Source organism: Pseudocolwellia sp. G5-9 (assembly GCF_055808995.1).
Window position 1 is genome coordinate 4,725,151 of sequence record NZ_CM147893.1, and the last position, 25,797, is coordinate 4,750,947.

20 protein-coding genes, 1 tRNA gene, 1 pseudogene and 1 CRISPR repeat array are annotated in these 25,797 nt (G+C 37.1%); of the genes and pseudogenes, 19 read left to right on the plus strand and 3 right to left on the minus strand.

Going from position 1 to position 25,797, the window contains the following annotated elements:
* Window positions 1-29 precede the first annotated feature (29 nt).
* The 4 genes from AC0L5Q_RS20590 (at window position 30) to AC0L5Q_RS20605 (ending at window position 3,425) form a co-directional block, all read left to right on the plus strand.
* Window positions 30-539, plus strand: a complete 510-nt coding sequence (locus AC0L5Q_RS20590) for a DUF2867 domain-containing protein (protein ID WP_473613410.1) — start codon at window positions 30-32, stop codon at window positions 537-539.
* Between the two features lie 123 nt (window positions 540-662).
* Complete coding sequence (locus AC0L5Q_RS20595; protein ID WP_473613411.1) at window positions 663-1,583, plus strand: 3-keto-disaccharide hydrolase; 921 nt, start codon at window positions 663-665, stop codon at window positions 1,581-1,583.
* 284 nt (window positions 1,584-1,867) lie between these two features.
* On the plus strand, window positions 1,868-2,398 hold the full coding sequence (locus AC0L5Q_RS20600) for an SRPBCC family protein (protein ID WP_473613412.1): 531 nt from the start codon (window positions 1,868-1,870) through the stop codon (window positions 2,396-2,398).
* A 196-nt stretch (window positions 2,399-2,594) separates the two neighbouring features.
* Window positions 2,595-3,425: an SDR family oxidoreductase gene (locus AC0L5Q_RS20605; RefSeq protein ID WP_473613413.1), complete on the plus strand. Its 831-nt coding sequence runs from the start codon at window positions 2,595-2,597 to the stop codon at window positions 3,423-3,425.
* A gap of 76 nt (window positions 3,426-3,501) precedes the next feature.
* Here AC0L5Q_RS20605 and yhbY read toward each other — a convergent pair whose 3' ends face one another.
* On the minus strand, window positions 3,502-3,798 hold the full coding sequence (gene yhbY, locus AC0L5Q_RS20610) for a ribosome assembly RNA-binding protein YhbY (RefSeq protein ID WP_077338631.1): 297 nt from the start codon (window positions 3,796-3,798) through the stop codon (window positions 3,502-3,504).
* A 157-nt stretch (window positions 3,799-3,955) separates the two neighbouring features.
* On the opposite strand from yhbY, the gene rlmE reads away from it, so the two are divergent.
* The 15 genes and pseudogenes from rlmE (at window position 3,956) to AC0L5Q_RS20685 (ending at window position 22,658) form a co-directional block, all read left to right on the plus strand.
* Window positions 3,956-4,582, plus strand: coding sequence for a 23S rRNA (uridine(2552)-2'-O)-methyltransferase RlmE (gene rlmE / locus AC0L5Q_RS20615; protein ID WP_473613414.1), 627 nt, complete (start codon window positions 3,956-3,958; stop codon window positions 4,580-4,582).
* 112 nt (window positions 4,583-4,694) lie between these two features.
* A complete protein-coding gene (gene ftsH, locus AC0L5Q_RS20620; RefSeq protein WP_473613415.1) occupies window positions 4,695-6,623 on the plus strand; it encodes an ATP-dependent zinc metalloprotease FtsH in 1,929 nt (642 codons plus the stop codon).
* A gap of 144 nt (window positions 6,624-6,767) precedes the next feature.
* Entirely contained in the window at window positions 6,768-7,550 is a 783-nt protein-coding gene (gene folP / locus AC0L5Q_RS20625) for a dihydropteroate synthase (protein ID WP_473618344.1), read from the plus strand.
* An 18-nt stretch (window positions 7,551-7,568) separates the two neighbouring features.
* Entirely contained in the window at window positions 7,569-8,906 is a 1,338-nt protein-coding gene (gene glmM, locus AC0L5Q_RS20630; RefSeq protein WP_473613416.1) for a phosphoglucosamine mutase, read from the plus strand.
* 147 nt (window positions 8,907-9,053) lie between these two features.
* Window positions 9,054-9,812, plus strand: coding sequence for a triose-phosphate isomerase (tpiA, locus tag AC0L5Q_RS20635; protein WP_473613417.1), 759 nt, complete (start codon window positions 9,054-9,056; stop codon window positions 9,810-9,812).
* A 1-nt stretch (window position 9,813) separates the two neighbouring features.
* Window positions 9,814-10,209 (plus strand): preprotein translocase subunit SecG, encoded by a 396-nt coding sequence (gene secG / locus AC0L5Q_RS20640; protein ID WP_473613420.1) that lies wholly within the window; start codon window positions 9,814-9,816, stop codon window positions 10,207-10,209.
* A gap of 31 nt (window positions 10,210-10,240) precedes the next feature.
* Window positions 10,241-10,325: transfer RNA gene (locus AC0L5Q_RS20645), tRNA-Leu, on the plus strand.
* A 191-nt stretch (window positions 10,326-10,516) separates the two neighbouring features.
* Window positions 10,517-11,509 (plus strand): type I-F CRISPR-associated endonuclease Cas1f, encoded by a 993-nt coding sequence (gene cas1f, locus AC0L5Q_RS20650; protein ID WP_473613423.1) that lies wholly within the window; start codon window positions 10,517-10,519, stop codon window positions 11,507-11,509.
* Window positions 11,506-14,456 (plus strand): annotated as a pseudogene (locus AC0L5Q_RS20655) (CRISPR-associated endonuclease Cas3''). Before cas1f ends, AC0L5Q_RS20655 begins: the two are co-directional and overlap by 4 nt.
* A 3-nt stretch (window positions 14,457-14,459) precedes the next feature.
* On the plus strand, window positions 14,460-15,461 hold the full coding sequence (gene cas7fv / locus AC0L5Q_RS20660; RefSeq protein ID WP_473613424.1) for a type I-Fv CRISPR-associated protein Cas7fv: 1,002 nt from the start codon (window positions 14,460-14,462) through the stop codon (window positions 15,459-15,461).
* 2 nt (window positions 15,462-15,463) lie between these two features.
* The gene (gene cas5fv / locus AC0L5Q_RS20665; RefSeq protein ID WP_473613427.1) at window positions 15,464-16,735 is read left to right on the plus strand and encodes a type I-Fv CRISPR-associated protein Cas5fv; all 1,272 of its coding nucleotides are present in this window, start codon (window positions 15,464-15,466) and stop codon (window positions 16,733-16,735) included.
* Window positions 16,736-16,737: 2 nt separating this feature from the next.
* Entirely contained in the window at window positions 16,738-17,289 is a 552-nt protein-coding gene (gene cas6f / locus AC0L5Q_RS20670) for a type I-F CRISPR-associated endoribonuclease Cas6/Csy4 (RefSeq protein WP_473613428.1), read from the plus strand.
* 103 nt (window positions 17,290-17,392) lie between these two features.
* The gene (locus AC0L5Q_RS20675) at window positions 17,393-17,665 is read left to right on the plus strand and encodes a type II toxin-antitoxin system Phd/YefM family antitoxin (RefSeq protein WP_473613429.1); all 273 of its coding nucleotides are present in this window, start codon (window positions 17,393-17,395) and stop codon (window positions 17,663-17,665) included.
* On the plus strand, window positions 17,665-17,988 hold the full coding sequence (locus AC0L5Q_RS20680) for a type II toxin-antitoxin system RelE/ParE family toxin (RefSeq protein ID WP_473613430.1): 324 nt from the start codon (window positions 17,665-17,667) through the stop codon (window positions 17,986-17,988). The genes AC0L5Q_RS20675 and AC0L5Q_RS20680 overlap by 1 nt, the downstream gene beginning before the upstream one ends.
* A gap of 159 nt (window positions 17,989-18,147) precedes the next feature.
* A CRISPR array of direct repeats spans window positions 18,148-21,356; the repeat unit is 28 nt; unit sequence GTTCACTGCCGCACAGGCAGCTTAGAAA.
* A 231-nt stretch (window positions 21,357-21,587) separates the two neighbouring features.
* Window positions 21,588-22,658, plus strand: a complete 1,071-nt coding sequence (locus tag AC0L5Q_RS20685; protein ID WP_473613431.1) for a branched-chain amino acid aminotransferase — start codon at window positions 21,588-21,590, stop codon at window positions 22,656-22,658.
* Window positions 22,659-22,802: 144 nt separating this feature from the next.
* On the opposite strand, the gene AC0L5Q_RS20690 is transcribed toward AC0L5Q_RS20685, so the two are convergent.
* Both AC0L5Q_RS20690 and AC0L5Q_RS20695 read right to left on the minus strand, forming a co-directional pair.
* A complete protein-coding gene (locus AC0L5Q_RS20690) occupies window positions 22,803-25,061 on the minus strand; it encodes a xanthine dehydrogenase family protein molybdopterin-binding subunit (protein WP_473613432.1) in 2,259 nt (752 codons plus the stop codon).
* On the minus strand, window positions 25,054-25,563 hold the full coding sequence (locus AC0L5Q_RS20695; RefSeq protein WP_473613433.1) for a (2Fe-2S)-binding protein: 510 nt from the start codon (window positions 25,561-25,563) through the stop codon (window positions 25,054-25,056). Before AC0L5Q_RS20695 ends, AC0L5Q_RS20690 begins: the two co-directional genes overlap by 8 nt.
* Window positions 25,564-25,797 lie beyond the last annotated feature (234 nt).

Here is a 25,797-nt window from a genome sequence, read left to right on the forward strand (position 1 = left end):
TGTTTTTTTGAAAAAATGGAGTTAAATACATGGAGTTTTTTACCAGCATAAAAGTGTTAAATAAACCTTTTAACGATCGTCTTGAGCAAAAAGCAGTTAATCATCATTTTCGAGATGCTTTATCCGTTAAGCGTAATAATAAAGAGCTCACACCTAGCCAAATACAATATAGAATTTTCGCTTATTTACCCCATTGGGTTAATGCTTTAATGCGTATAAGAAATTATATTGTTTCGTTTTTTGGTTTTGAAGTTGGTAAGGAAGGGCTTAGCCCTAAAGCTGAGGAATTATCGATAGGTGATAAAGCCGGCTTTCTTACGATAACTGAGAAATATGATGATGAAATAATATCGTTTGCTGAAGATAAACACATAATGATTTATATATCGGTAGCGATAAACGACAACGACATTACTGTCTCTACTTTAGTTAATAAAAAAACCTTAATAGGTCGACTTTATGTTAATTCTATTCTTCCTTTTCATTATTTTATAGCCAGAACCGTTCTTAATAATGCTCTTAAAGCAGGGAGAATATGAAGAATAAAAAGCGAAATAGAATATCTCTTCATTTATTTACGAGTTACATCTTAATATAATCGATATGGGTTTTTATTTGTGATACATTTTATTCATATATAAATACTTCTTGTGGTGTTAATAATGAAAAAAACACATTCAGTTAATAAACTTATCTCCGTTGCACTAAGCCTTTTTCTTACTGCATGTAATAGCCAACACTCTATTGATGCAGAACAAGAGAACTGGCTGTCTTTATTTAATGGAAAAGATTTAACTGGCTGGGATATTAAGTTCGCAGGTTTGCCCATTAACGAAAACTATCTTGAAACATTTGTTGTTGAAGATAATATGATCCGAATAAAATATGATAATTACAAAAACTTTAATAATGCTTTCGGTCATTTATATTATAAAACCCCTTTTTCATATTATAAATTAACCTTTGATTATCGCTTTACGGGTGAACAAATGGAGGGGGGAGCAGTTTGGAATGAACGTAATAGTGGCGTTATGTTGCATGCTCAATCCGCTCAAAGTAATGAGTTAACACAAAACTTTCCTATGTCTATTGAGCTTCAAATACTCGGTGGACTAAACGATGGTAAAGAGCGATCAACAGGAAATGTTTGTACTCCGGGTACGGCAGTAGAAATGAATAAAAAAGTAAATTACAAACATTGCATTCCATCTGCTTCTAAAACATACCACGGTGACCAATGGGTTCAAGGTGAAGCAATAGTGATGGGAGGCGAATCGATGGTTTTCAACATTGAAGGAGAAACTGTTTTATCGTTTCAAAAACCTCAATTTGATGGTGCATTTGTCAGTAAAAGCGACAAAGACAAAGATTGGGAAATGGCTGGAATGAGCCGTGATATAGAAATGTGGAAAAATAAATCAGGTCAATTATTATCCGAAGGCTATATTGCATTACAAGCTGAAAGTCATGCTGTAGATTTTAAAAATATTAAATTACTTAATTTAGTTGGATGCATGGATAGTAATGCCTCTAATTATAAGAGTTATTATGTAAAAGATAATAATCAATCTTGTATTTATTAGGTATTGTTGCAAGGAATTTACATAGAACAACTATACTCAGTCCTTTGCGCTGCCATCAACAAACATTTAATTAGAACAAAATATCAACATGAAAGTTCAACAGACCCTAATATATTAAAAATATAGTGAGCATGTCGCTAATACAAAGCTTCGAGCTATTTTTTACAGTAATCTTTTCTTGCTGGATTAACCAAAAAAATAAAGTAGCAACTTTCTCAACCCTAAAATTGATTATTTTATGTACATGAACCAAACTTATGTAAAACAGCATAGGATGAATCATCATGTTAAAAAAGCTTGTGGTAATTGTTCTAATAATTCTTATTATTCCGTTAGTTGTTGCGGTCTTTACTGATAGGTCATATGAAGTTGAACGTTCGGTGGTTATTAATAAACCTAAAGAGGAAGTATTTAATTATATCAAATACTTAAAAAACCAAAACTTTTACAGTAAGTGGGCACAAATGGACCCATACATGTTAAAAACATACCGAGGTGTTGATGGTCAAGTCGGTTTTGTTTCTGCATGGAATTCTGAAAAAGAAGACGTAGGTGCTGGCGAGCAAGAAATTATAGCTATTGATGAAAACTATCGTATTGACTTTGAATTACGATTTTTAAAACCGTTTAAATCCACAGAACCTGCCTTTATGGTAACTGAGGCTGTAGACGATAATACGACCAAAGTGGTTTGGGGATTTAGCGGGCACATGGATTACCCAATGAACCTTATGTTGTTATTTATAGATTTTGAGCAAGTCATAGGTGACGACTTACAAACAGGGTTAAATAACTTAAAAGCTATTCTTGAGTAGAGTCAGCTAGATGTTTCATATAATGATTAGGTTCAGTTTGTTATTAAAATTTTGTTAAAATTAAATGCTATTTATTATAAGTATTACGGCTGTAAAATACTCAGCGTTGCAAAAACATACGGTAAAAATCAATACGCTCTAAACAATTTAGCGTATGATCGGTTGTTTGATAGAGTTGAATTTAGCAAGGTAAAACATGACACAAAACTTAAGTGTTTTGATCACAGGTTGTTCTACAGGTATTGGTTTAAATGCTGCCATTACATTATCACAATTAGGCTATCAGGTATTTGCAACGGCTCGCAAACAAACCGATGTTGATAACTTAATCGCGCTTGGTTTAAATGCTCATTTACTTGATTTAGCGGATGAAGCATCTATTGATGCCGCGTTTAGTTGGGTGTTAAAACAAACGGGTGGCTCACTCTACGCGCTATTTAATAATGGCGCATATGGTCAAGCGGGAGCAATAGAAGACTTACCATCACAAGCACTAAAAGAACAGTTTCAAATTAACGTTTTTGGTTGGCATTACCTTACTCGACTCGTTATTCCTGTTATGCGAAAACAAGGCTTCGGCCGGATCATTCAAAATAGTTCAGTATTAGGTTTAGTTGCAATGCCTTATCGCGGAGCTTATAACGCATCAAAGTTTGCGATTGAAGGTTATACCGATACGTTACGATTAGAGCTAACAGGCAGTGGAATTCAAGTGAGCTTAATTGAACCAGGCCCAATAGAAACTCAATTTAGAGCAAACGCGTTAGCCAAAACAGTTGAATTTATTGATGTAAAAAACTCAGTCCATAAAGACAATTACAAAATTCAGATTGATCGCCTAAGTAAAGAAGGGCCGAGTAATAAATTTACCTTGCCAGCTTCAGCGGTTACCAAAAAAGTGATCCATGCGTTATCAAGTAAAAAAGCTAAAACACGGTATTACGTTACTCAGCCTACTTATATCATGGCGTTTTTTAAACGAGTACTGCCTTTTACGTGGTTAGATAAAATACTTATTAAAGGCTAATACCAATCGCAATAACAAACAATAAAAAAGCGAATCAAGTGATTCGCTTTTTTGCTTTTACAACAATTGAAAAAAATTATCCTTTAGGGATATGAATTTTCTTTTCTGGTGATTGACGGTAAATAACTAAAGTTTTACCAATAACCTGAATTTTTGTTGAGTTAGTTTCTCTACAAATCGCTTCAACAATAAGTCCTTTAGTGTCGCGATCTTCAACATTAATTTTAACTTTAATTAATTCGTGATGGTTTAATGCGAAATCTATTTCCGCTACAACAGCTTCAGTTAAGCCATTATTTCCTAGTAAAACTACTGGTTTAAGCGAATGCGCTAAACCTTTTACATGTTGGATTTGCTTTTTATTTAAGTTCATTAACAATTTTCGTTACAAGTTAGCTTGAATTATCACTATTTTAACTCCATCTTCTTTGTAATACTAATTTAATGTTTACTTATTGCTAGTTTAAATAAATTAAAATTATTAATAATTAAACATAAATAGTCATTTAATATCGAATTAAGCAGAGTTCATGAGTAAAAAAAAACAAACCGTTAGCAGCGCACGCTGGATGCAAGAACATTTTGATGACGAATACGTTAAAAAAGCACAAAGGTTAGGGCTACGTTCCCGAGCTGTTTTTAAAATTGAAGAAATCAACAATAAAGACAAATTAATCAAACAAGGAATGAAAGTCGTTGATTTAGGGGCTGCTCCTGGTGGGTGGTCTGAGTATGCTGTAAAAGCAGTAGGTGAGTCTGGGCAAGTTGTTGCATGTGATATTTTATCAATGGACCCTATTGTTGGTGTCGACTTTCTTCAAGGTGATTTTAGAGAAGAAGCTGTTTTAGATGCTTTATTAAATCGCATAGGTGGAAAGAATATTGATGTGGTTATGTCTGACATGGCAGCCAATATGACAGGTAACGAAACGGCTGATTCTGCCCGTAGTATGTATTTAGTCGAACTCGCTTTAGAAATGTGTCATCAAGTATTAAAAACTAATGGCTCTTTTGTAGTTAAAGTTTTCCAAGGCGACGGTTTTGATAACTTTGTTAAAGAAGCCAGAAAGGTTTTTAAAACAGTAAAAACGCGTAAACCAGCTTCTTCAAGAGCAAGATCAAGAGAAGTTTATCTTGTTGCGACAGGATTTAAATAGCAGCAAGCAACAAATTATAGTAAATTAGAGCAATCATGCGCTTAGTTAAGTCAATTATTTTAACTAAGGCACTTTTTAAACATTATGTACAAGTTACAAAGAGGTCATTAAGTTGAGCGATATGGCGAAAAATCTTATTTTATGGTTGGTTATTGCAGTTGTTTTGATGTCAGTTTTTCAAAGTTTTACACCTGACAGCAGCAATGGACAACAAGTTGATTACACCCGTTTCATCGAAAGTGTTCGTCAAGGACAAGTTCGAGAAGCAACCGTTGATAGAAGCGGTGTTATTAAAGGTGTTAAAAGAACAGGCGAAGAATTCGTTGCTGTGATCCCTGGGGGTTACGATCGTGACTTAATAAACGATTTAGTTAAACAAGGTGTAAAAGCGTCAGGTCAATTACCTGAAGAAACTAGCTTTTTAACTACTATTTTTGTTTCTTGGTTCCCTATGATTTTGCTGATTGGTGTATGGATTTTCTTCATGCGTCAAATGCAAGGCGGTGGCGGTAAAGGCGCTATGTCTTTCGGTAAAAGCAAAGCGCGCTTATTAAGTGAAGACCAAATTAAAACTACATTTGCAGATGTTGCAGGTTGTGATGAAGCTAAAGAAGAAGTTTCTGAATTAGTAGACTACTTGAGAGAACCATCAAGATTTCAAAAACTGGGTGGTCGTATTCCATCAGGCGTTTTAATGGTTGGTCAACCGGGTACAGGTAAAACACTATTAGCTAAAGCTATTGCTGGTGAAGCTAAAGTACCATTTTTTACTATTTCAGGTTCTGACTTCGTAGAAATGTTTGTTGGTGTTGGTGCATCTCGTGTAAGAGACATGTTTGAACAAGCTAAAAAATCAGCGCCTTGTATTATCTTTATCGATGAAATTGATGCAGTAGGTCGCCAACGTGGTGCTGGTATGGGGGGCGGACACGATGAACGTGAACAAACACTTAACCAAATGCTAGTAGAAATGGATGGTTTTGAAGGTAATGAAGGTGTAATCGTTATTGCTGCAACTAACCGTCCAGACGTATTAGACCCTGCGCTATTAAGACCTGGTCGTTTTGACCGTCAAGTAACCGTAGGTTTACCTGATATTCGTGGTCGTGAACAAATTCTTAAAGTACACATGAGAAAAGTACCATTAGGTGATGATGTTAAACCAGCGGTTATCGCTCGTGGTACACCGGGTTTCTCAGGTGCTGACTTAGCTAACTTAGTTAACGAAGCTGCTTTATTTGCTGCTCGTACTTCACGTCGCTTAGTTTCAATGGAAGAGTTTGAAAGAGCTAAAGACAAAATATTAATGGGTGCAGAACGTCGCTCTATGGTGATGGACGATGCTGAAAAAGAAATGACAGCATATCACGAAGCCGGCCATGCAATTGTTGGTCGTTTAGTACCAGATCATGATCCTGTTTATAAAGTAAGTATTATGCCTCGTGGTCGTGCGTTAGGTGTAACTATGTACTTACCAGAGCAAGATAGATTTAGTCATAGCAAACAGCATTTAGAAAGTAACATTTCGTCTTTATACGGCGGACGTATTGCTGAAGAACTTATTTACGGTTTTGACAAAGTATCTACAGGTGCTTCAAACGATATCGAACGTGCAACAGAACTTGCTCGTAAAATGGTTACTCAGTGGGGCTTATCTGAAAAAATGGGTCCAATGTTATTTGCTGAAGAAGAAGGTGAAGTTTTCTTAGGAAGAACCTCATCAAAATCATTAAATATGTCTGACGATACAGCACAAGCAATTGATGCTGAAATTAAAGAATTTATTACTCGTAACTATAAAAGAGCAGAGCAAATTCTTAAAGACAATCGCGATATCTTAGAAGCAATGAAAGACGCATTAATGGAATATGAAACAATTGATGCACTGCAAGTTGATGACTTAATGGCACGTCGCGACGTTAGACCACCAACAGATTTTCATGGTGATCGCTCTAACGACAAAAACGAACCACCTAAAGCAGATGCTAAAAAAGATATTGAACCTGACTTAACAACACCAACGGATGCGCCTGCTAAATAGTAGGTACATCTAGCGTATTTACAGCCTCAATATGTTGCTTCTACTTTAATGTAGAATCCAACTATCGAGGCTTTGTTTTATCTGTACTTTGAGAAGAACACATTGACTGAAGCAACAGCTAATATTAACCAATCAATCGACATAATGGGCATATTAAATATTACCCCTGATTCATTTTCTGATGGTGGTAAATTTACTCAAATAGATGCAGCGTTAGCTCAAGTTGAACGCATGATAGAAGATGGTGCTTCAATTATTGATATAGGTGGTGAATCGACAAGACCCGGTGCTGTAGATGTTTCAGTTGAAGATGAAATAGCTCGTGTTATCCCTTTATTAAAAGCAATAAAAGAACGATTCGATATAAAAGTATCAATAGATACCAGTAAAGCCAGTGTTATGGCTGAATCTATCGCACATCAAGCCGACATTATAAACGACGTAAGAGCCTTACAAAATGAAGGTTGTTTAGCCGTTATGTCGCAAACAAATTTACCAATTTGCTTAATGCACATGCAAGGCTTACCTCGTACTATGCAAGCTGCCCCTCAGTATGACGATCTTATTAACGACATTCATACTTTTTTCAAAGAGCGCATAGCTCACTGTAACGCCCATGGTATTGCTACCAAAAGAATTATTTTAGACCCCGGTTTTGGTTTTGGTAAAACACTTGAACAAAATTACGAGTTACTTGCCCAGCTTTCTACTTTTAAAACCTTTAATTTACCTATACTAGCCGGCTTGTCGCGTAAATCTATGATAGGTAATTTATTAAATAGAGAAGTAGACGAACGTTTAGCTGGCAGCATAACAACAGCTTTAATAGCGGCTCAGCAAGGTGCAAATATTATAAGAGTGCACGACGTAAAAGAAACCGTTGATGCACTTAAGGTTTTAGAAACCGTTAATAAATTTAAAAGATAACGAACAAGGATTAAAAGCATGTCAGAAAGAAAATATTTTGGTACCGACGGCATCAGAGGCTTAGTAGGTAAATACCCAATTACTCCTGATTTTGTAATGAAGCTTGGCTTTGCGGCAGGTAAAGTATTAGCGGCTAAAGGAACTAAAAAAGTCTTAATTGGTAAAGACACCCGTATATCTGGTTACATGCTTGAGTCAGCTTTAGAAGCCGGTTTTTCAGCTGCCGGTGTTGATATTGGATTACTAGGACCAATGCCAACCCCTGGTATTGCTTACCTAACTAAAACATTCCGAGCTCAAGCAGGTATTGTTATTAGTGCATCACATAATCCATATTACGACAATGGTATTAAATTCTTTTCACAAGATGGTCAAAAATTACCAGACGATATTGAACTCGCTATTGAAGCAGAATTAGATAAAGAAATGGTGTGTGTTGAATCGGCTAAACTTGGTAAAGCTAACCGAATTGACGATGCTGCAGGGCGTTATATTGAATTTTGTAAAAGTAATTTCCCAAGTAGATATTCATTAAATCACCTGACTATTGTTGTTGATTGTGCTCACGGTGCTACCTACCACATTGCGCCTAACGTATTTAGAGAGCTTGGTGCAAAAGTTATTGAAATTGGTGCACAACCTAACGGTACAAATATCAACGACGGCTGTGGTGCAACGTCAATGGACGCTATCAGCAAAGCTGTAGTAGAGCATAATGCCGATTTAGGTATCGCATTAGATGGTGATGGCGACCGCTTAATGATGGTTGATCACACAGGATACGTACTTGATGGTGATGAGTGTGTTTATGTAATCGCTTGTAACGACATTCAGTCGGGTAAAATGCAAGGTGGTGTTGTTGGTACCTTAATGAGTAACATGGGCTTAGAAATAGCCCTTGCTGATATGGATGTACCTTTTGCGCGCAGTAATGTAGGCGACCGTTACGTAATGGAAATGCTTAAAGAAAAAGGTTGGCAGTTAGGTGCAGAAAACTCAGGGCATGTTATTAACCTTAAACATACCTCTACGGGTGACGGTATCATTGCAGCACTTAATGTACTAACCGCCGTTTGTAAAAGTGATAAAACATTACACGAGCTGCGCCAAGGTATGACCATGCTACCTCAACTTCTTGTAAATGTAAGATTTGAAGGAGATACCGATCCTCTACAAGCTGAATCTGTATTAGCCTCAGTAGATGAAGTTAATAAAATACTTGTAGGAAGAGGCCGTGTGTTATTACGTAAATCAGGCACCGAACCTTTGATCCGTGTTATGGTTGAAGGACCCGATTTAGATGAAGTAACATCATTAGCTAACTTAATAGCTGATGCAGTAAAAAAAGCTTCTTAATTCATTAGCGTATTTTATAACGCTTAAATACACACTTAAATTGTTTTTACGCGTAAATAATAGCCACTTGAATAAGATATTAAGCATAATACTTGTATCTTATTCACTTGTTAGTTAATATCTCGCCGCTTTAATGTAGGAATAAATATGCAAAGACAAAAAATAATAGCTGCTAATTGGAAAATGAACGGAAATTTAGCACTTGTTAACACAATGACAAGTGAATTAAATAACATAAATTTTTCTGAAAAGGTAACCGTTGTTATTTGTCCAAGTTATGTATATTTAGGTGCGTTATCTTCAAAAATAGCAAACAAAAACATTAAACTAGGCGCACAAAACATCAGTGAACATGCAAGTGGCGCGTTTACCGGTGAAATTTCTGCCGATATGCTTAACGAAATGTCAGCTAACTATGTGATAATTGGTCATTCAGAAAGACGTAGTATTTTTGGTGAAACAGATACACAAATAGCACAAAAAGTTAAGTTCGCTTTAGCTAACAATTTAACACCTATTTTATGTATTGGTGAATCAGAAGCTGAACGCGTAGAAGAAAGAACAGACGCCGTATTATCTCAACAGCTACAACCTGTTATAGATGAAATAGGCATAGAAAAATTTAAAGACGTTGTTATTGCATACGAGCCTGTATGGGCAATAGGTACTGGAAAAACAGCTTCACCGGAAATGGCACAAGAAACTCATCAATTTATTCGACAGTTTTTAGCTAAAAACAATGCTGAAATCGCCGAAGGTGTGTCATTATTGTATGGTGGTAGCGTAAACGCTGCTAACAGCAAAGAATTATTTGCACAAACTGATATAGACGGTGGTCTTATTGGTGGTGCTAGTTTAAAAGTCGACGAATTCAAAACAATTTGTTCGGCAGCTCAAGGATCATAAAATGTTATATCAAGTATTAATTATTATATATTTAATCGTTGCTTTATGTTTAATCGGCTTAGTGCTTATTCAACATGGTAAAGGTGCAGATATGGGCGCATCTTTTGGTGCTGGTTCTTCTGCAACTATTTTTGGTTCAAGTGGTTCAGGTAACTTCTTAACTAAAGCAACAACATGGTTAGCCATCGCATTTTTCGGCATTAGCTTAGTGCTAGGTAACTTAACGGCTAATAACGTTAAAGCCGTTGACGAATGGAACAACCTTGATGCAGGTATTGAACAAACTATACCGGGTAATAGCGATATCCCAACGGATGTTGTTGCTCCAGTAGTAGAAAACACTGACGTACCAGCAAGTACTGTAGAAGCCGCTAAAGAAAGCGACATTCCACAGTAATAAGTAAAGTTAAATAGTTAAAAGTTACAATGCAGATGTGGCGGAATTGGTAGACGCGCCACCTTGAGGGGGTGGTGACTTAGGTCGTGAGAGTTCGAGTCTCTCCATCTGCACCAACTTTTAATTAGTAAGCACAAAATTAAAAACAAAAGCTCAATACACATGTATTGAGCTTTTTTTGTATCTGAACTTTAAAAATAAAATTACCTGTATATAAAATAAACTAACAAAATTAATTTAATTGACAAGCCATATTGAATGTAGCAACTTAGAATAAATAAAGGATTTACAATGGTATAAAATAGTAATGGAAGACTTCTCTCCCTCTGATCTAAAAACAATACTTCACTCTAAACGTGCAAATATTTATTACCTAGAATACTGCCGCGTAATGCAAAAAGACGGTCGAGTTTTATACTTAACCGAAACCAACAAAGAAAATCAGTACTACAATATCCCAATAGCAAACACCACCGTATTACTCTTAGGTAACGGCACATCTATCACCCAAGCAGCTATGCGCATGTTAAGCCAAGCAGGTGTGTTAGTTGGTTTTAGTGGTGGCGGTGGTACACCGCTTTATATGGCAAACAATGTAGAACACGCCATTGAATGGATGACCCCACAAAGCGAATACCGACCAACTGAATACCTACAAGGTTGGATGCAATTCTGGTTTGACGACGCAAAACGCCTTGCCGCAGGTAAACAAATACAAACAGCACGTATTGAATTCTTAAACCGTGTATGGCAAAAAGATGGAGACTTAAAACAAAACGGCTTTAACTTCAACGACACAGCTATTCAAACCGCATTAACAACATTTACCACACGAACCGAACAAGCGAAAAAACAAAGTGATTTACTACTTACAGAAGCACAGCTCACCAAAGCGCTGTACAAATTTGCCGCCAATAACACCAAGCTAGACGGCTTTACCCGACAACACCAAAGCACCGATTTAGCCAACGACTTTTTAAATCACGGTAACTATTTAGCTTATGGGCTAGCTGCATGCACATTGTGGGTATTAGGTATTCCGCATGGTTTTGCCGTAATGCACGGAAAAACACGCCGTGGAGCATTAATTTTCGATATTGCCGACCTCATTAAAGACGCCATCGTACTACCTTGGGCGTTTATTTGTGCCAAAGAAAACGCAACCGAGCAAGAATTTAGGCAACAAATACTACAAGCCTTTACCGACCACAAAGCGCTCGACTACATGTTTGAACAAGTAAAAAACATAGCGCTAAACAATTATAGCGATACACCGAAAATAGAAGATAAAAAATTATGATGGTGACCTTTGTAAGCCAATGTGAGAAAAACGCCCTTAAAAAACAAGGCGAGTACTCGACGCCTTCGCTAACCGCATTGGCGACAACACATGGCAAACGGTAATAACAGAAGACGGCCTAATAACCGTTAAAAAAATGCTACGCCAAACCGCCAGCAAAAGCACCGCAGTAAGCTGCCATTGGATCCGTTCACGCGCAAGAAGTCAGTTTTTGTGGGTGGTGGGGAATAAGAGTAAGTTCAATAGTGAGGGTGTTGTGCCAGTTAACTATACAAGCAAAGAGGTAATAATGGATATCAATATTGGAAAACCAATTAAAGGCGTAGTTTATGCCAATACTCATTTACAAACGTTAGTGGAACACTTATTTGCGGTTGGTTACGTTGCAGAGTTACTGCATAAAAAGCTGTTTCCCAATTTAGATGAAAACTCAAGTAAACAATATGCCACAACAAGTTTTGTTTCAGGTTGCTTACATGACCTTGGTAAATTAGATCCAAATTTTCAAAAGTGGGTGGTAAACCCTAAGAAAAAATCATTTGTTGCTGATGATGGTCAGCATATAGACGATGCAAAATTTAGTTTTGAAAAACACCCAAGACATAATGAATTATCGCTCTTGTTTTATCATTTGTTAGATGATGCAAAATTACAATTTGTTAGTACAGGAAACAAACGTACTATTCGACATGCGGTTTATTGGCATCATGCTAAAGCTTATCGTAATGATAAAATTGCAAAAGAGTTTGATACATACAAAGGGTTAGCAAAAAAATTCTTAGCCAATAATAAAGGAAAAGTGTTATCAGGTTTTATTGAACAAGCAAAAGTTATCTTACAAAAAATAGTTAATATAGAACTAAATTATCGTGGGCAAGAATGTTCTCTTTTACAGGGGGCTTTTCTAGAAGAGGTGCTTGATGGATTAGAAGAGTTACTACCCAACGCACCTATGTTACCGGAATACAAAGAATACGAACCAGAAGACGAGACTGAAGATTACCAAAAAAATATAAAAATAAACGCCAATAATAATATTACTAGAACTTGTTTAATAACGGCTGATCGCCTTGTTTCTGCTTTATCAGCAAATGATTTACATCAGGCGATTAAAAATAAAACGCTCGAAGACATAATTAAAGACACATTAGAAAATGATTCAACATTAACAACCCACATTACAAACTGTTTAACGAATTTTCCTGATAGTGAGCGCACTCAAAAGCAGCATAATATTGCGCAATTATTAACAAAGGTCGAAGATGTTGGTGTATTAGCAGGTGCCGCAGGTTGTGGTAAAACTAAAATAGCACTTGAATGGGCAGCGTTGAAAAATGCTAAGCAAATTATTTGGGTGTGTCCTAGAGTGCAAGTATGCCAAGGATTGTTTGCTGAATTAACCTCGGAACGTTATTTACCTAATGCCACCATTGAAATAATGACAGGGGAATTTAAATTTCAGGATAAGTGGGGAAATGATTCTGTACCTGAACGTTATTTTACTGGCGATGTAGTTATTACCACTATTGATCAAATATTAGGATCCGTGATCAGCCACACTAAAGCGAATACCCTAATAGATTATTTAAATGCACATGTCGTATTTGACGAGTATCACGAATACATCAACATGTCGGCGTTTAACTTATTATTCGCTGAATTAATCGCCTGTAAAAAAATGCAAGCAGAGTCCGCGAATACCTTACTTGTTTCTGCAACGCCACATTATGTGTTTTTAGAAGATGTATTAGATATAGATAAAGATGACATTATCGAAATGCCATCTTTTAATACAAGCCAGTATAAAATTGAATTTGATGTTTTTGATGATGCTAATTTATGTGCTTCAAATCCATTATTTAAAGTACAACAAAATAAAACCTTTGTTATAAGTAATACGGCGCTATCGGCACAAAATAGTTTTATTGCTAACCAACAAACTGAAAACAACATACTACTGCATTCAAAATTCAAAAAAAGCGATAAACAAAAGTGGTTTACTGAAGTTTATGAGTCATTTAAACAAGATGGAACTAATAAGTATGAAGTGTTACGCAGCGGTCCTATAGTACAAGCCTCGTTGAATATCAGTTGTGATCACATGGTGGCGGAAATATCTAACCCTGAAAATACTTTACAACGTTTAGGAAGGCTTGATCGCTTCGGAATCAATTCACAAGTGAATACCTATTGTTTAGCAGTACCACTAACCATTGCTAACAACAAAGGGCAAAGTGCAGCGTCACGTTTTTTAAGTAAATTGTATAGCTTGGCAACAACGCGTGCTTGGTATCAGGCATTAGTTGAGCACTTTGAAAATAAAACCTTTACCTTGCCTGAAATTTATAAAATGTATCGTTTATTTAACGAACAAACGGTAACGCGAAAAATGATTGAGAGTGATCTGGTTGCAGCGTTAAAAGCGAGTGTGTTAGATATTAATTACAAAGTGGTTGACCCTATTGTAATTCCGCCTAAAAAGCAGCAAGAAAAATCACGTGCAAAAGTGAGTAAAAATTCACTGCGTGGTAATAATCGATTTGTGCAAATGGCGATGTGTGATTTAAGCGAAGTTAATACGCCAACATTTATTGACCAATACGCTTATACCATGCCGTTAGATGATACAACCGACATTGACAATCTTACTTATTCAACCCTTGCAATTCAAGGGTATGGAAAAAGTGATCAAGATTTATTGTCACATATGTTTAAAAAATATCGCAGCATACATGGTGTAAGACCTTTCAATGATAACGTGTTATTAAGCCAAGCACGTGATCCTGAAATGCCGATTTATTTAAGCTATACATCGCAAGACCTTGTTGCAGTAGGAGGTGAATCTGCTCGACATAAACACTCTATTTATTATATGACCTGTGACAAGCAACCGATCGGCGCAATGTCACTACAACAACTTAACAATACAACTGAAAATGAGGAATAAATCATGGAAAAAGTAACTGGAATTAAAAGTGTTGATTTCAAAATTACTGCGTTAGGACATGGGGTGGTTAATTGGAATGGCTCTCCGAATTTAACAATAGTTAATGATAATAAATTTAAAAATATCACCAATCATTCAATGCCTAAACTGAGAGGTTATAGTAACGTCAAAGAATATAACGAAGATGGTACGGCTAAGTTTTACAAACATCCTGAAGACGTCGATTTTTCGAATATAAATCTTTATATAAGTCAAAACTGTATAAGACATCACTTATTTCGCGGCGAGCATTATAATTTAAATTCGCCACAACTAGCTGAAAATATTATTAAACTATTGTGTTCAACAACTGGTTTATTAAGAGGGTATGTTAATCCTAAAAATGAAAATAAAAGAACTAGCCCGTTATTATTAACTGATTTTGTAGATGAGTTAAATAATGGTAATTTTGAACAATTAGGTCGTTCAGGCAGTAAGGAAAAAGAAACTAATAAAGCAGGTAAAGATTCAAGTAATTCATTGTTTTCGAAGTTCACCTTCGGTGATACGAAATATACGGCTTATGGCTCTATAAGTATTGAACAATTACAGTTTATTCCTTTATGTGCTGATTTTGGTCGTGAATCGATGAAAATCAACAACCATAAAGAAGGAAAAGAAGTTGCAGAAAAGCTTACCGTGTATTTACAGTCTTTATCAGAAAATAAAGAAGCGGAAGCAATATACCATGAAAACTACGTACGCCGTGGCTCAATCTTTGATGAAGGTGAGCAAGGTATTTTATTAAATGATGCGGCAATTGATGAATTGGTTAACCAAGCTATTGAATTAATACAAACCTTAAGTATTAGACAAGCCAAAGGTTACATGTATGTTGATGATGTGCAGATCGATTACAACGATAGTTATATTGCCAAAGATATGTTCCGAATAAAAAAAGATGAAAGCTCAATTCAGCCGACAAAAAACACTAATAAATATGCGGTTTATTATGAAGGTAAGTGATCATGAGAATATTAATTGAATTTGATTCTTGTTGGCAAACAAGTTTTCTTGGAGATGATACAAAAAAGCCAATAGGTAAAGTATCTTCAAAAATTAATAAGCCATCAAGTGATGGCTATATGCAAAAATTTGTAGCTACCTCAGGCACTCGTGGCGAAACACCTGTGTCTATAAGCTTGAGTACAATATTAGGCGTATTGTCTCGTTTAATTGGTGATCAGAGAAAGCTTTATCAATCTAGGCAAAGTGGTAATTATTACTTTTCAGACTTAGAGGATAAAATCACCTGGAGTTTATCTGAACCTAAAATGGTAAATGAGTTGATCTATTTAACTAATAAATCTGATGACCGTTGTGGTCAATCATCTTTTTTAGGTGTACTAGAAGATGATAATCCTTGGTTTTTCGCTAAGGATTCTAATTTATTATGGTCCGTATTGTTTTTAAATCAGGAGCAGCTTGTTGAATTTATTTTAAGTAAAAATATAAATTTAATTACAACTGAAAACTGCTTGCCAAAAGATTTAATTGAGAGGGTTAATAAAATATCTGATTCTAAAAGTGAAGAAGGTCAGGTATTGAAAACTCGTGATAAATTAATCAGTGAAAAAGAGATCGTGATTGAAAAAAGTACCAAATCACTAAAGGACTACCTTGAAAAAATTAAAAATAACCCACCAAAAACTTCAACTCAAGGAGTAAAGGTAAAATCCCAATTAATCAAATTAGAGGCGGAATTAAACGATGCTAAATTAAGTTTAGAAAATTTTTTGAAAGATGATGAATCATTAATGTTTGATTCTAAGCTTATAAAAGCAATTGAGTTTTTATCAAGTAAATATCCTGATGTTAAAAAGGCTGGTGAAGAATACTGCAAAAATGGGATGGTTTATCCTATGAGCTTATATTCGGCAGCTCTTTATTTACAGGCAGAATATTTACTAGTTGCTGAGTATGATATGTCGTATCTCAAAAATTCAAAATCTGAAATACAGATCAAAGGGTTTTCTAAACGAGGGTTTAATGGCGTCCGAGATTGGCTTAATGCTATGAGTGGAAATAGGAAAAAGGAAGTTGGCACTCCTTGTATTGTAAACAAACATTCAGGCAAATTAGAAATTGAATTATCGTTAAATTCTAAAAGTGATAAAGGCAGTATTAAAAAAGATATTAGCAGGGCAGAAGAACTTGCCGAACTTATCGGAAACGCAGGTGTATCTTCATTTTACCTTGGTAAAAAAGGCTTGGCCTACGTGACTAAAATAAGGGTATAAATATGGAATATTATATTGATGTTCAAATACAGCCTGATACAGAGATGCGTGAAAATGTATTGATGAATAAGGTTTTTACCAAGCTTCACAAAGCGTTATTCGATTTTAAAAGTACCGGAATTGGTGTTAGCTTTCCTGAATACAAGGTGTTATTAGGGCGAAAAATACGTTTGCATGGTAACTCGTTGATGTTGAATGATTTACAAGGTTTAAACTGGTTAGGCGGTTTGTCTGGTTATTGTAAAATTTCTGAGATATTACCAGTTCCACAAAATGCACAATATCGAGTAATATCTCGTAAACAAAGTACCATGACCAATGCTAAATTAAATCGTTTGATTAAACGTGGAACTATATCTGAAGAAAATATAAAGGCTTACAAAGCTAAAATGTTTTCTAAAGGTTTAGATAACCCATACCTAGAATTAGTTAGTGCTTCAAATGAGCAGTTACACCGAAGATATATACAATTTAGCGAGGTTTTATCTGAACCTATTAAAGGAGCGTTTGACTATTTTGGTTTAAGTAAAACAGCCACAGTACCTTGGTTCTAACCATAAATTTAAGCCCATTGAACCTAATGGGCTTAAATTATTTATTTGGTTAAGACCAAATTTGGTTTATATTTAGCCTTATCTTGTCTTTGGAGTTAACACCATGTCATTAAGCGACCATATAAAACCGATCAGTTATTTAAAAGCCAATGCAGCCAAAATTGCTGCAGAGTTAAAAGATGATGGCGAAGCCTATATTATTACTCAAAATGGTGAAGCCGCCATGATAGTGCAATCAGTAGCAGAATATGAACAAACTCAAGAAACACTAGCAATGTTAAAGTTGATCACACAGAGCGATAAAGATATTGCACAAGGTAACGTACATGATGCAAAAAGGGTTCTAGCTGAATTGCGAAACCGTAGAAGGTTATAGTGACTAGCTATACGGTAACTTTAACTGACAATGCGAATAAAGATTTAGAAAATATTTATCAGCATTATATGTTGCGTGCGGACGACAAGGTTGCAGACAAGCTTCTTTCTGAAATTGAAGAGGCAATTATCTTATTGACTTCAAAACCTTTGTTAGGCTATTTACCGCTCGAATTACATTCAACAGACAAAGACTGCTTAGAAATGTTCACCAAATCATTTCGTCTCATTTATAAAATAGAAAAACAGCAAGTCATCATATTGATAGTTTTACATCAAAAACAAAGTGTTACTAAAGCGGTGTTTAATCGTTCGTTGCATTAGAGCACTCATCGTTATTTTGATTATAGAAAACAAAAAAAATCGCTCTTTAAAAATTCGTATAAATATTAATAAGTTACAAATAGGCTAAAAATTTAGGGTAAAACACTTTAAATTACCCCTAGCCTTTGTTGTGGCTTAATTTTTTGATATTATTTCATTGTTCACTGCCGCACAGGCAGCTTAGAAATTGTATATTTGATAAGTGCTTATAACTGCTGAGTTCACTGCCGCACAGGCAGCTTAGAAAAAGCGTGGTTGATACTTTACTAACAAGTAACGGTTCACTGCCGCACAGGCAGCTTAGAAATTTTGTTGCATTACCATCGTGAACACCAGCCTGTTCACTGCCGCACAGGCAGCTTAGAAAATGGGTAAAAGTCTGCCGCCACTGTCGGTAAAGTTCACTGCCGCACAGGCAGCTTAGAAATTAGTGGTTTTAGATGTTATTTTCACAGGTTAGTTCACTGCCGCACAGGCAGCTTAGAAAAACAATTACACGCTCAGTTCGACAAGAAGAACGTTCACTGCCGCACAGGCAGCTTAGAAAGCAAGGTTGGAATACAATCCGCGATTGGAATGGTTCACTGCCGCACAGGCAGCTTAGAAATGTTAATAAATCTGACAATACCGGCTCTTGTGGTTCACTGCCGCACAGGCAGCTTAGAAATGAAACGGCTTATATGCTTTCAATTACTGGTTGTTCACTGCCGCACAGGCAGCTTAGAAAAGTATTTCAATTCGCCCTTGGTTGGCTGGTTTGTTCACTGCCGCACAGGCAGCTTAGAAATCTTACGTCAAAAGAAATACCCTCTTCAGTAGGTTCACTGCCGCACAGGCAGCTTAGAAAAGACAAACACATTTGACGCTCTTTTTCTCTACGTTCACTGCCGCACAGGCAGCTTAGAAATATCACTAGCCTTTCAAGGTAAAAATCATGCAGTTCACTGCCGCACAGGCAGCTTAGAAAGAGGTGGTCAACAACAACCTAGACAACAACCTGTTCACTGCCGCACAGGCAGCTTAGAAATTATTTACTAATTAATTATAAACCAATTAACAGTTCACTGCCGCACAGGCAGCTTAGAAACAAGCCCAGCCGCGTTTAACAATATCAGGTATGTTCACTGCCGCACAGGCAGCTTAGAAAGTATTACATGGTTGAACCGGCAAACTGTTTAAGTTCACTGCCGCACAGGCAGCTTAGAAAAATTACGAAACGCCGAGTCGTTAGAAACCTCCGTTCACTGCCGCACAGGCAGCTTAGAAAATAAAGGAGGTGGTTGGAAAACCTCACTTTCTGGTTCACTGCCGCACAGGCAGCTTAGAAAATTGTTTTTTCAGCTAAAGGTTTCTTTCTGTTGTTCACTGCCGCACAGGCAGCTTAGAAATTTACTTGCTATGGCGTTATCTGATAGCACGTGTTCACTGCCGCACAGGCAGCTTAGAAAACTTACGATAGGTGTTGCCATGTTAATTCCTCGTTCACTGCCGCACAGGCAGCTTAGAAATATACCAATAAAACCAACATCTAAACCCGTTGGTTCACTGCCGCACAGGCAGCTTAGAAATAGATGCGTGGGTATACCTAAACTTTTCAACTGTTCACTGCCGCACAGGCAGCTTAGAAATCTTGTGAATTAAAAACGGGGGCAAACCAGCGGTTCACTGCCGCACAGGCAGCTTAGAAAAAAAACGTTATGACCCTGTAAAATTTTATTAAGTTCACTGCCGCACAGGCAGCTTAGAAATGTTTTTATTAACACTTCGCCTTGATTTATTGGTTCACTGCCGCACAGGCAGCTTAGAAAATTTAAATGTTTTTCTTTACCGGAGCATGTGAGTTCACTGCCGCACAGGCAGCTTAGAAATGTAAAACCTGTGCCGGGTGTTACGCCTAAATGTTCACTGCCGCACAGGCAGCTTAGAAAAACAGCGACAGTTTTTACACGCCAAGCTTTTAGTTCACTGCCGCACAGGCAGCTTAGAAAGATTTAACAGTTGAAACTAAAACTTCATTACCGTTCACTGCCGCACAGGCAGCTTAGAAAACCAAAACCATCTACGCCATAGAAATAAACCCGTTCACTGCCGCACAGGCAGCTTAGAAATTAAAGGGGAATCTTATGAATATGTTAAAAACGTTCACTGCCGCACAGGCAGCTTAGAAATGAAGCTAAATAATCAACTTCAGAATAACTAAGTTCACTGCCGCACAGGCAGCTTAGAAATATACTGTTCACTATTAGATTAATAGCCCATTGTTCACTGCCGCACAGGCAGCTTAGAAATTTATTCTTCGCAGTAAAACACGATAAATTCCGTTCACTGCCGCACAGGCAGCTTAGAAATTGCTCGATTTCTTCTTGTTCGTTTTCTTCTGGTTCACTGCCGCACAGGCAGCTTAGAAATGATGTTCGTTTTGAAAACGAAGCAAAGTTTAGTTCACTGCCGCACAGGCAGCTTAGAAATGTAATTGGGTGGTAAAAACTTAATCGACCACGTTCACTGCCGCACAGGCAGCTTAGAAAGTAATCGCGCGTTATTGCTTGTACACTAATGTGTTCACTGCCGCACAGGCAGCTTAGAAATATAACATCAAAACCAACACATGCCACGCTTGGTTCACTGCCGCACAGGCAGCTTAGAAAATGACCAGTAAAGCAATTAAAAATGCTTGTGAGTTCACTGCCGCACAGGCAGCTTAGAAAAATAGGGATAGTTCCCACATGTAATTCGAATGGTTCACTGCCGCACAGGCAGCTTAGAAAATTTTTTGCTTTTGTTCGGTAGGTGTACTCATGTTCACTGCCGCACAGGCAGCTTAGAAACTTTGGTGCGCATAGTGTAACAATTCTTCGTTGTTCACTGCCGTACAGGCAGCTTAGAAATACAAAATAGCGCACAGAACCGTCTTGGTATTGTTCACTGCCGCACAGGCAGCTTAGAAAAACAACCCTAAGTGCAAATGTACTTTCACTACGTTCACTGCCGCACAGGCAGCTTAGAAATGTAAGTTCTAGTGAATCAATTTCTTTGTATTGTTCACTGCCGCACAGGCAGCTTAGAAATCAAGATGTCAAGCAAGCTCTTGTTTCTATGAGTTCACTGCCGCACAGGCAGCTTAGAAATGAAAAGCCAAGATAAAAAAACAACTTACTTAGTTCACTGCCGCACAGGCAGCTTAGAAACAACAAAAAAACATTGAAGAAGGATGCCAAGAGTTCACTGCCGCACAGGCAGCTTAGAAAAATAAAGCAGCAAGGCTTTTTTTAGCAACAACGTTCACTGCCGCACAGGCAGCTTAGAAATCTAAGCGTATCGGTTTCTTGTTGGTTCTTGCGTTCACTGCCGCACAGGCAGCCAAGTAAAGAAGAAACCTTTTTACTGAAATACTTTAAAATTTGGATTTATCAGGTTTTTTAACAAGTCAAATATTTATCAAAAATATTTATTTTTAAACCATAAATAATTAATTACGCTTTTTGTTAAAATATATTTACGTTTTTGAAGCTTTTTTTAACGGGCATCTTCTGTTTACACTGAGTATGGTGATATCATTAAAAAAACGAATAATTTAACGATTTACTTGAGGAAATATAATGTCTATCACGATTCAGCCACTTGATGTGAATCAACGCCGATCTTGTCCTGAGAATTTTGCGTTTGGTACTACCTTTTCAGATCACATGTTTACACAAGAATACGACCAAACATCTGGCTGGAACAATGCTTTAATTAGCCCTTATCATTCATTATCGCTTGATCCTTCTGCTGCTGTTTTTCATTACAGCCAAGAAATTTTTGAAGGTTTAAAAGCTTACCGATCTCCTACAGGTGTTATTAATTTATTTCGTCCTGAAGAGAATATTAAACGCTTCAATCGTTCTGCTAATCGTATGGTTATGCCTCAAGTTGATGAAGCTTTACATTTAGATGCTATTAAGTCGTTAATTGCTTTAGATCATCAGTGGGTGCCGTCTCAAAATGGTTCGTCGCTTTATATTCGTCCAACTATGATTGCTACAAGCCCTAAACTAGGTTTAGGTGCTAGCTCTAGTTATCAGCACTTTATTATTTGTGGGCCAGCAGGCGCATACTTTAAAGGTGGTTTAGAGCCTATTGCTGTGCATGTTGCTGATAAATACCGTCGTGCTGTTGTTGGTGGTGTTGGTGAAGCTAAAACAGGCGGTAACTATGCGGCTAGTTTATATGCGTCTGAAGATGTTGTTAAAAAAGGTTATTCTCAAGTGCTTTGGTTAGACGCTGTAGAAGGGCGTTATGTTGAGGAAGTGGGCGCGATGAATATCTGTTTTGTTTATGAAGGTAAGCGTATTGTAACGCCTTCATTAAGTGGCAGTATTTTACCGGGTGTTACGCGCGATTCTTTGTTAAAGCTTGCTCCTACATTAGGTTATGAAGTTGCAGAAGAGCGTTTAGATATTGAGGTTATTCTTGCTGATATCGCGAGCGGTAAAATAACTGAGGTATTTGGTTGTGGTACGGCTGCGGTTATTTCACCTGTTGGCGTATTGTGCTTTAAAGATAAAGATTATGTTGTGAATAATCAAAAAACGGGTGCTGTGTCTAAACATTTATATGATGTGTTAACGGGTATTCAGTACGGCACACATGAAGACACGTTTAACTGGATTCAGCCGGTTGAATTATAATTAGTTGTGTTTTTTGATGTAGAGATGGTTTGTTACTTTGTGGTAACAAACCATTTTTTTATGTCTTTTTAATTACTACGAAACATATGCTCTATAAAAGGCTAATAAACTGTTTCAAAAATAATCAGCAAAGATCAACAGCTCCTAAACAAAGCTAATTGATTTATTAAAAGGTAGTTCTCTAATTCTTTTACCTGTTGCGGCAAATATAGCATTACCTAAAGCTGGAGCGGCTGGTGGTGTACCCGGCTCTCCGATTCCTCTTATTTTTTCTCCGTTTTCTAATACTTTTACTTGAATGTTAGGTGCTTGATTCATTCTAATGGCATCGTATTGATGAAAATTAGTTTGTTCTACTTTTCCGTCTTTTACTGTGATCTCTCCCATCATAGCGGCGGATAATCCAAAAATAATACCAGACATTACTTGAGCTTTAATGTTTCGAGGATCTAATGCTATACCTACATCTACCGCGGCATATACATTTAGTATTTTTATACCGTTTGGTGTGTTTTCTACTTCTACTATTTCAGCTACGGGCACGCCAAAAGATAAGGTGAAAGCGATACCTAATCCGATGTTTTTAGGGCGTTTAGTATGCCAGTTTGCCATTTTAGCCACGGCTTCAATAACTTTTTTACTGGGGTGATGATTAATAAGGTTGAGTCGACAAGTGAGTGGATCTATACCTGCGCTATGGGCTAATTCGTCGATAACACTTTCATGAAAAAATCCATTTTGTGAAGCACCAACTGATCGCCAAGAGCTAATAGGTAACATTTCAGGTACTTTGTAACCTCGTACCTGATAGTGTTCAATATTGTAGGGTTGTTCCCAAGCTGCTTGTACTATGGAAACATCAGGCCCAGCTAAAGGAATTCCCATTCTACCCATTTGAGAGGTTAATACTGAAGGGCAGGCGAGTTGTAAGTCGAGTGCTTTTATTGTGTTATTTGTACTTATACCTTTAAATTTAGCCAGTGCTAAAGGTCGGTAGTAATCGTGTGTGGTATCTTCTTCTCTCGACCAGGTAACTTTTATGGGTTTACCTTGTGTGTGTTGCGCTATTTCAATGGCGTATTTAATAAAGTCCATTTCTGCTCTTCGGCCAAAACCACCGCCCATATAGGTGGTATGCACAATAATATGCTGAGGTGAAAAACCTGTTATTTTTTCTGCTTCTTTTACTATTTGAGTGGGGTTTTGATTACCTGCCCATATTTGAATTTCATATTGCCCCAGTAATACTGTGGCATTAAGTGGTTCCATTGTGGTGTGGGCTAAATAAGGAACCTTGTATTCGCCTTCTATTATCGATTCAGATGATTCATTTATATTTGCTATTGCAGTATCTATGTCACCTTCTTGTTTGAGGGTGCTGTCTATATGTTTTTCAGAAAATGAATTTTTGACTACTTCGAACATTTCATCTGTAGACGCAGGGTAGGCAGCGTTCTCCCAAGTAAAGTTTATATTTTTAGCGGCTTGTAATGCATACCAAGTATTACTGGCTATAACGGCTACACCTTTGTTATTTAAGTTAATAACTTGTTTTACGCCAGTCATAGATATTGCATTTGAATCGTCGTAGGCGAGTAGCTTAGCGCCTAAGTTTGGATTCATTTTAACGGTAGCATACAATAAATCATCAGTATTTACGTCTATTGAAAACTCAGCTGTTCCGGTACATTTCGCTACCATATCTATACGAGGTAACGATTTTCCCAGCAACTTCCAGTCTTCTTTTCTTTTTAATTGTATATCTGTAGGTGGTGTTATTTTTTGTGCTGTAGGTGCAAGTTCACTGTAAGAGATTTTTTCTCCGCTACTACTTACAACATGCCCTTGGTAAGTAAAGAGTGTTGTTTTGTCTACTTTTAATATTTGTGCTGCAGCTTCAATAAGTACGGCTCTGGCTGTTGCTCCGGCTAATCGCATTTTTTCATATGCATCAACAATTGAAGAAGACCCGCCTGTAATTTGCATACCTAAAAACTTGGCCGGTATTTTGGTTAGTTTTCTAATGCTGTTAGCCATAAGGCCATTATTGGTGGCGGCAAAAGGTAAGCCTTCTTCTAACACTGCTGCATTATGGTAGGTGCTTGATGCTGGGCCATGTTCTACTCTTATTGTTTCCCAGCTTAAGTCGAGCTCTTCAGCCACTAAAGCGGCTAGCGTTGTGTGTATGCCTTGCCCCATTTCTGCTCGGGGAGTAATGATGGTAACGCCTTGCTGATCAATTTTGATATAAGGCGTGATAATAGACTGGTTAAGTTTAGGAAATTTAAGTAATGGGTTGTCTTGAGGCTGTTTGTATTGGTAATAACCAAAAGCTACGCCACCCGCAATAGCGGTAGAGCCAATTAAAAAACTTCTGCGGGTAAATGTTTTTAGCTTACCCATTACTGTCACCTTCAGCCGATGTGCCGATTAAGGACATGGTGTTTTTTTCTTGAATGATATTAATAGCGGCGGTTTTTATGGCGGCTTTAATTTTTGGATACGTACCACATCGACACAAGTTACCAGACATGGCGTTGTCTATATCTGAATCTGTAGGAGAGGTGTTTTGTGTAAGCAGTGCAACAGCCGACATAATTTGACCTGGCTGACAGTAACCACATTGCGCGACTTGATGCTCTACCCAAGCTCTTTGCACTATATGCATGGCTGATGGCGTGCCTAGCCCTTCAATGGTAGTTATGTCGTCATAAACTTGTCCAACCGGAAATGAGCATGAACGAATAGCTGTTTTACCTATATGAACAGTACAAGCGCCACACATGGCAATGCCACAACCGTATTTGGGGCCATTGATGTTTAACTCGTCTCTTAATACCCAAAGTAAGGGCATGTTGTTATCTACAATCAGTGTATGGGTTTTTCCATTAACTTTAATGTCCATATAAACCTTTTATTATTATTATTATTGTGATTAGGCACAATAGAATACCACTGAAAAAGCAAAGTTGGCAACAATGGCTTTATTTGTTAATGGATTGTTTTAAAAAGATAAAATTTATGTTTTTACGAGGTGTTAAAGACTGTTTTTATGTGATTTAAGCTAATCTTGGTCATGCAGTATCTAAATAACCTCAGCTCGGGATAAGCAAAGTTACTCAACAAGCTATTTTTACGT

Coding starts and splice junctions, on each gene's coding strand:
- AC0L5Q_RS20590 (WP_473613410.1), top strand. CDS start 30: ATGGAGTTTTTTACCAGCATAAAAGTGTTAAATAAACCTTTTAACGAT.
- AC0L5Q_RS20595 (WP_473613411.1), top strand. CDS start 663: ATGAAAAAAACACATTCAGTTAATAAACTTATCTCCGTTGCACTAAGC.
- AC0L5Q_RS20600 (WP_473613412.1), top strand. CDS start 1,868: ATGTTAAAAAAGCTTGTGGTAATTGTTCTAATAATTCTTATTATTCCG.
- AC0L5Q_RS20605 (WP_473613413.1), top strand. CDS start 2,595: ATGACACAAAACTTAAGTGTTTTGATCACAGGTTGTTCTACAGGTATT.
- yhbY (WP_077338631.1), bottom strand. CDS start 3,798: ATGAACTTAAATAAAAAGCAAATCCAACATGTAAAAGGTTTAGCGCAT.
- rlmE (WP_473613414.1), top strand. CDS start 3,956: ATGAGTAAAAAAAAACAAACCGTTAGCAGCGCACGCTGGATGCAAGAA.
- folP (WP_473618344.1), top strand. CDS start 6,768: ATGGGCATATTAAATATTACCCCTGATTCATTTTCTGATGGTGGTAAA.
- glmM (WP_473613416.1), top strand. CDS start 7,569: ATGTCAGAAAGAAAATATTTTGGTACCGACGGCATCAGAGGCTTAGTA.
- tpiA (WP_473613417.1), top strand. CDS start 9,054: ATGCAAAGACAAAAAATAATAGCTGCTAATTGGAAAATGAACGGAAAT.
- secG (WP_473613420.1), top strand. CDS start 9,814: ATGTTATATCAAGTATTAATTATTATATATTTAATCGTTGCTTTATGT.
- cas1f (WP_473613423.1), top strand. CDS start 10,517: ATGGAAGACTTCTCTCCCTCTGATCTAAAAACAATACTTCACTCTAAA.
- cas7fv (WP_473613424.1), top strand. CDS start 14,460: ATGGAAAAAGTAACTGGAATTAAAAGTGTTGATTTCAAAATTACTGCG.
- cas5fv (WP_473613427.1), top strand. CDS start 15,464: ATGAGAATATTAATTGAATTTGATTCTTGTTGGCAAACAAGTTTTCTT.
- cas6f (WP_473613428.1), top strand. CDS start 16,738: ATGGAATATTATATTGATGTTCAAATACAGCCTGATACAGAGATGCGT.
- AC0L5Q_RS20675 (WP_473613429.1), top strand. CDS start 17,393: ATGTCATTAAGCGACCATATAAAACCGATCAGTTATTTAAAAGCCAAT.
- AC0L5Q_RS20685 (WP_473613431.1), top strand. CDS start 21,588: ATGTCTATCACGATTCAGCCACTTGATGTGAATCAACGCCGATCTTGT.
- AC0L5Q_RS20690 (WP_473613432.1), bottom strand. CDS start 25,061: ATGGGTAAGCTAAAAACATTTACCCGCAGAAGTTTTTTAATTGGCTCT.
- AC0L5Q_RS20695 (WP_473613433.1), bottom strand. CDS start 25,563: ATGGACATTAAAGTTAATGGAAAAACCCATACACTGATTGTAGATAAC.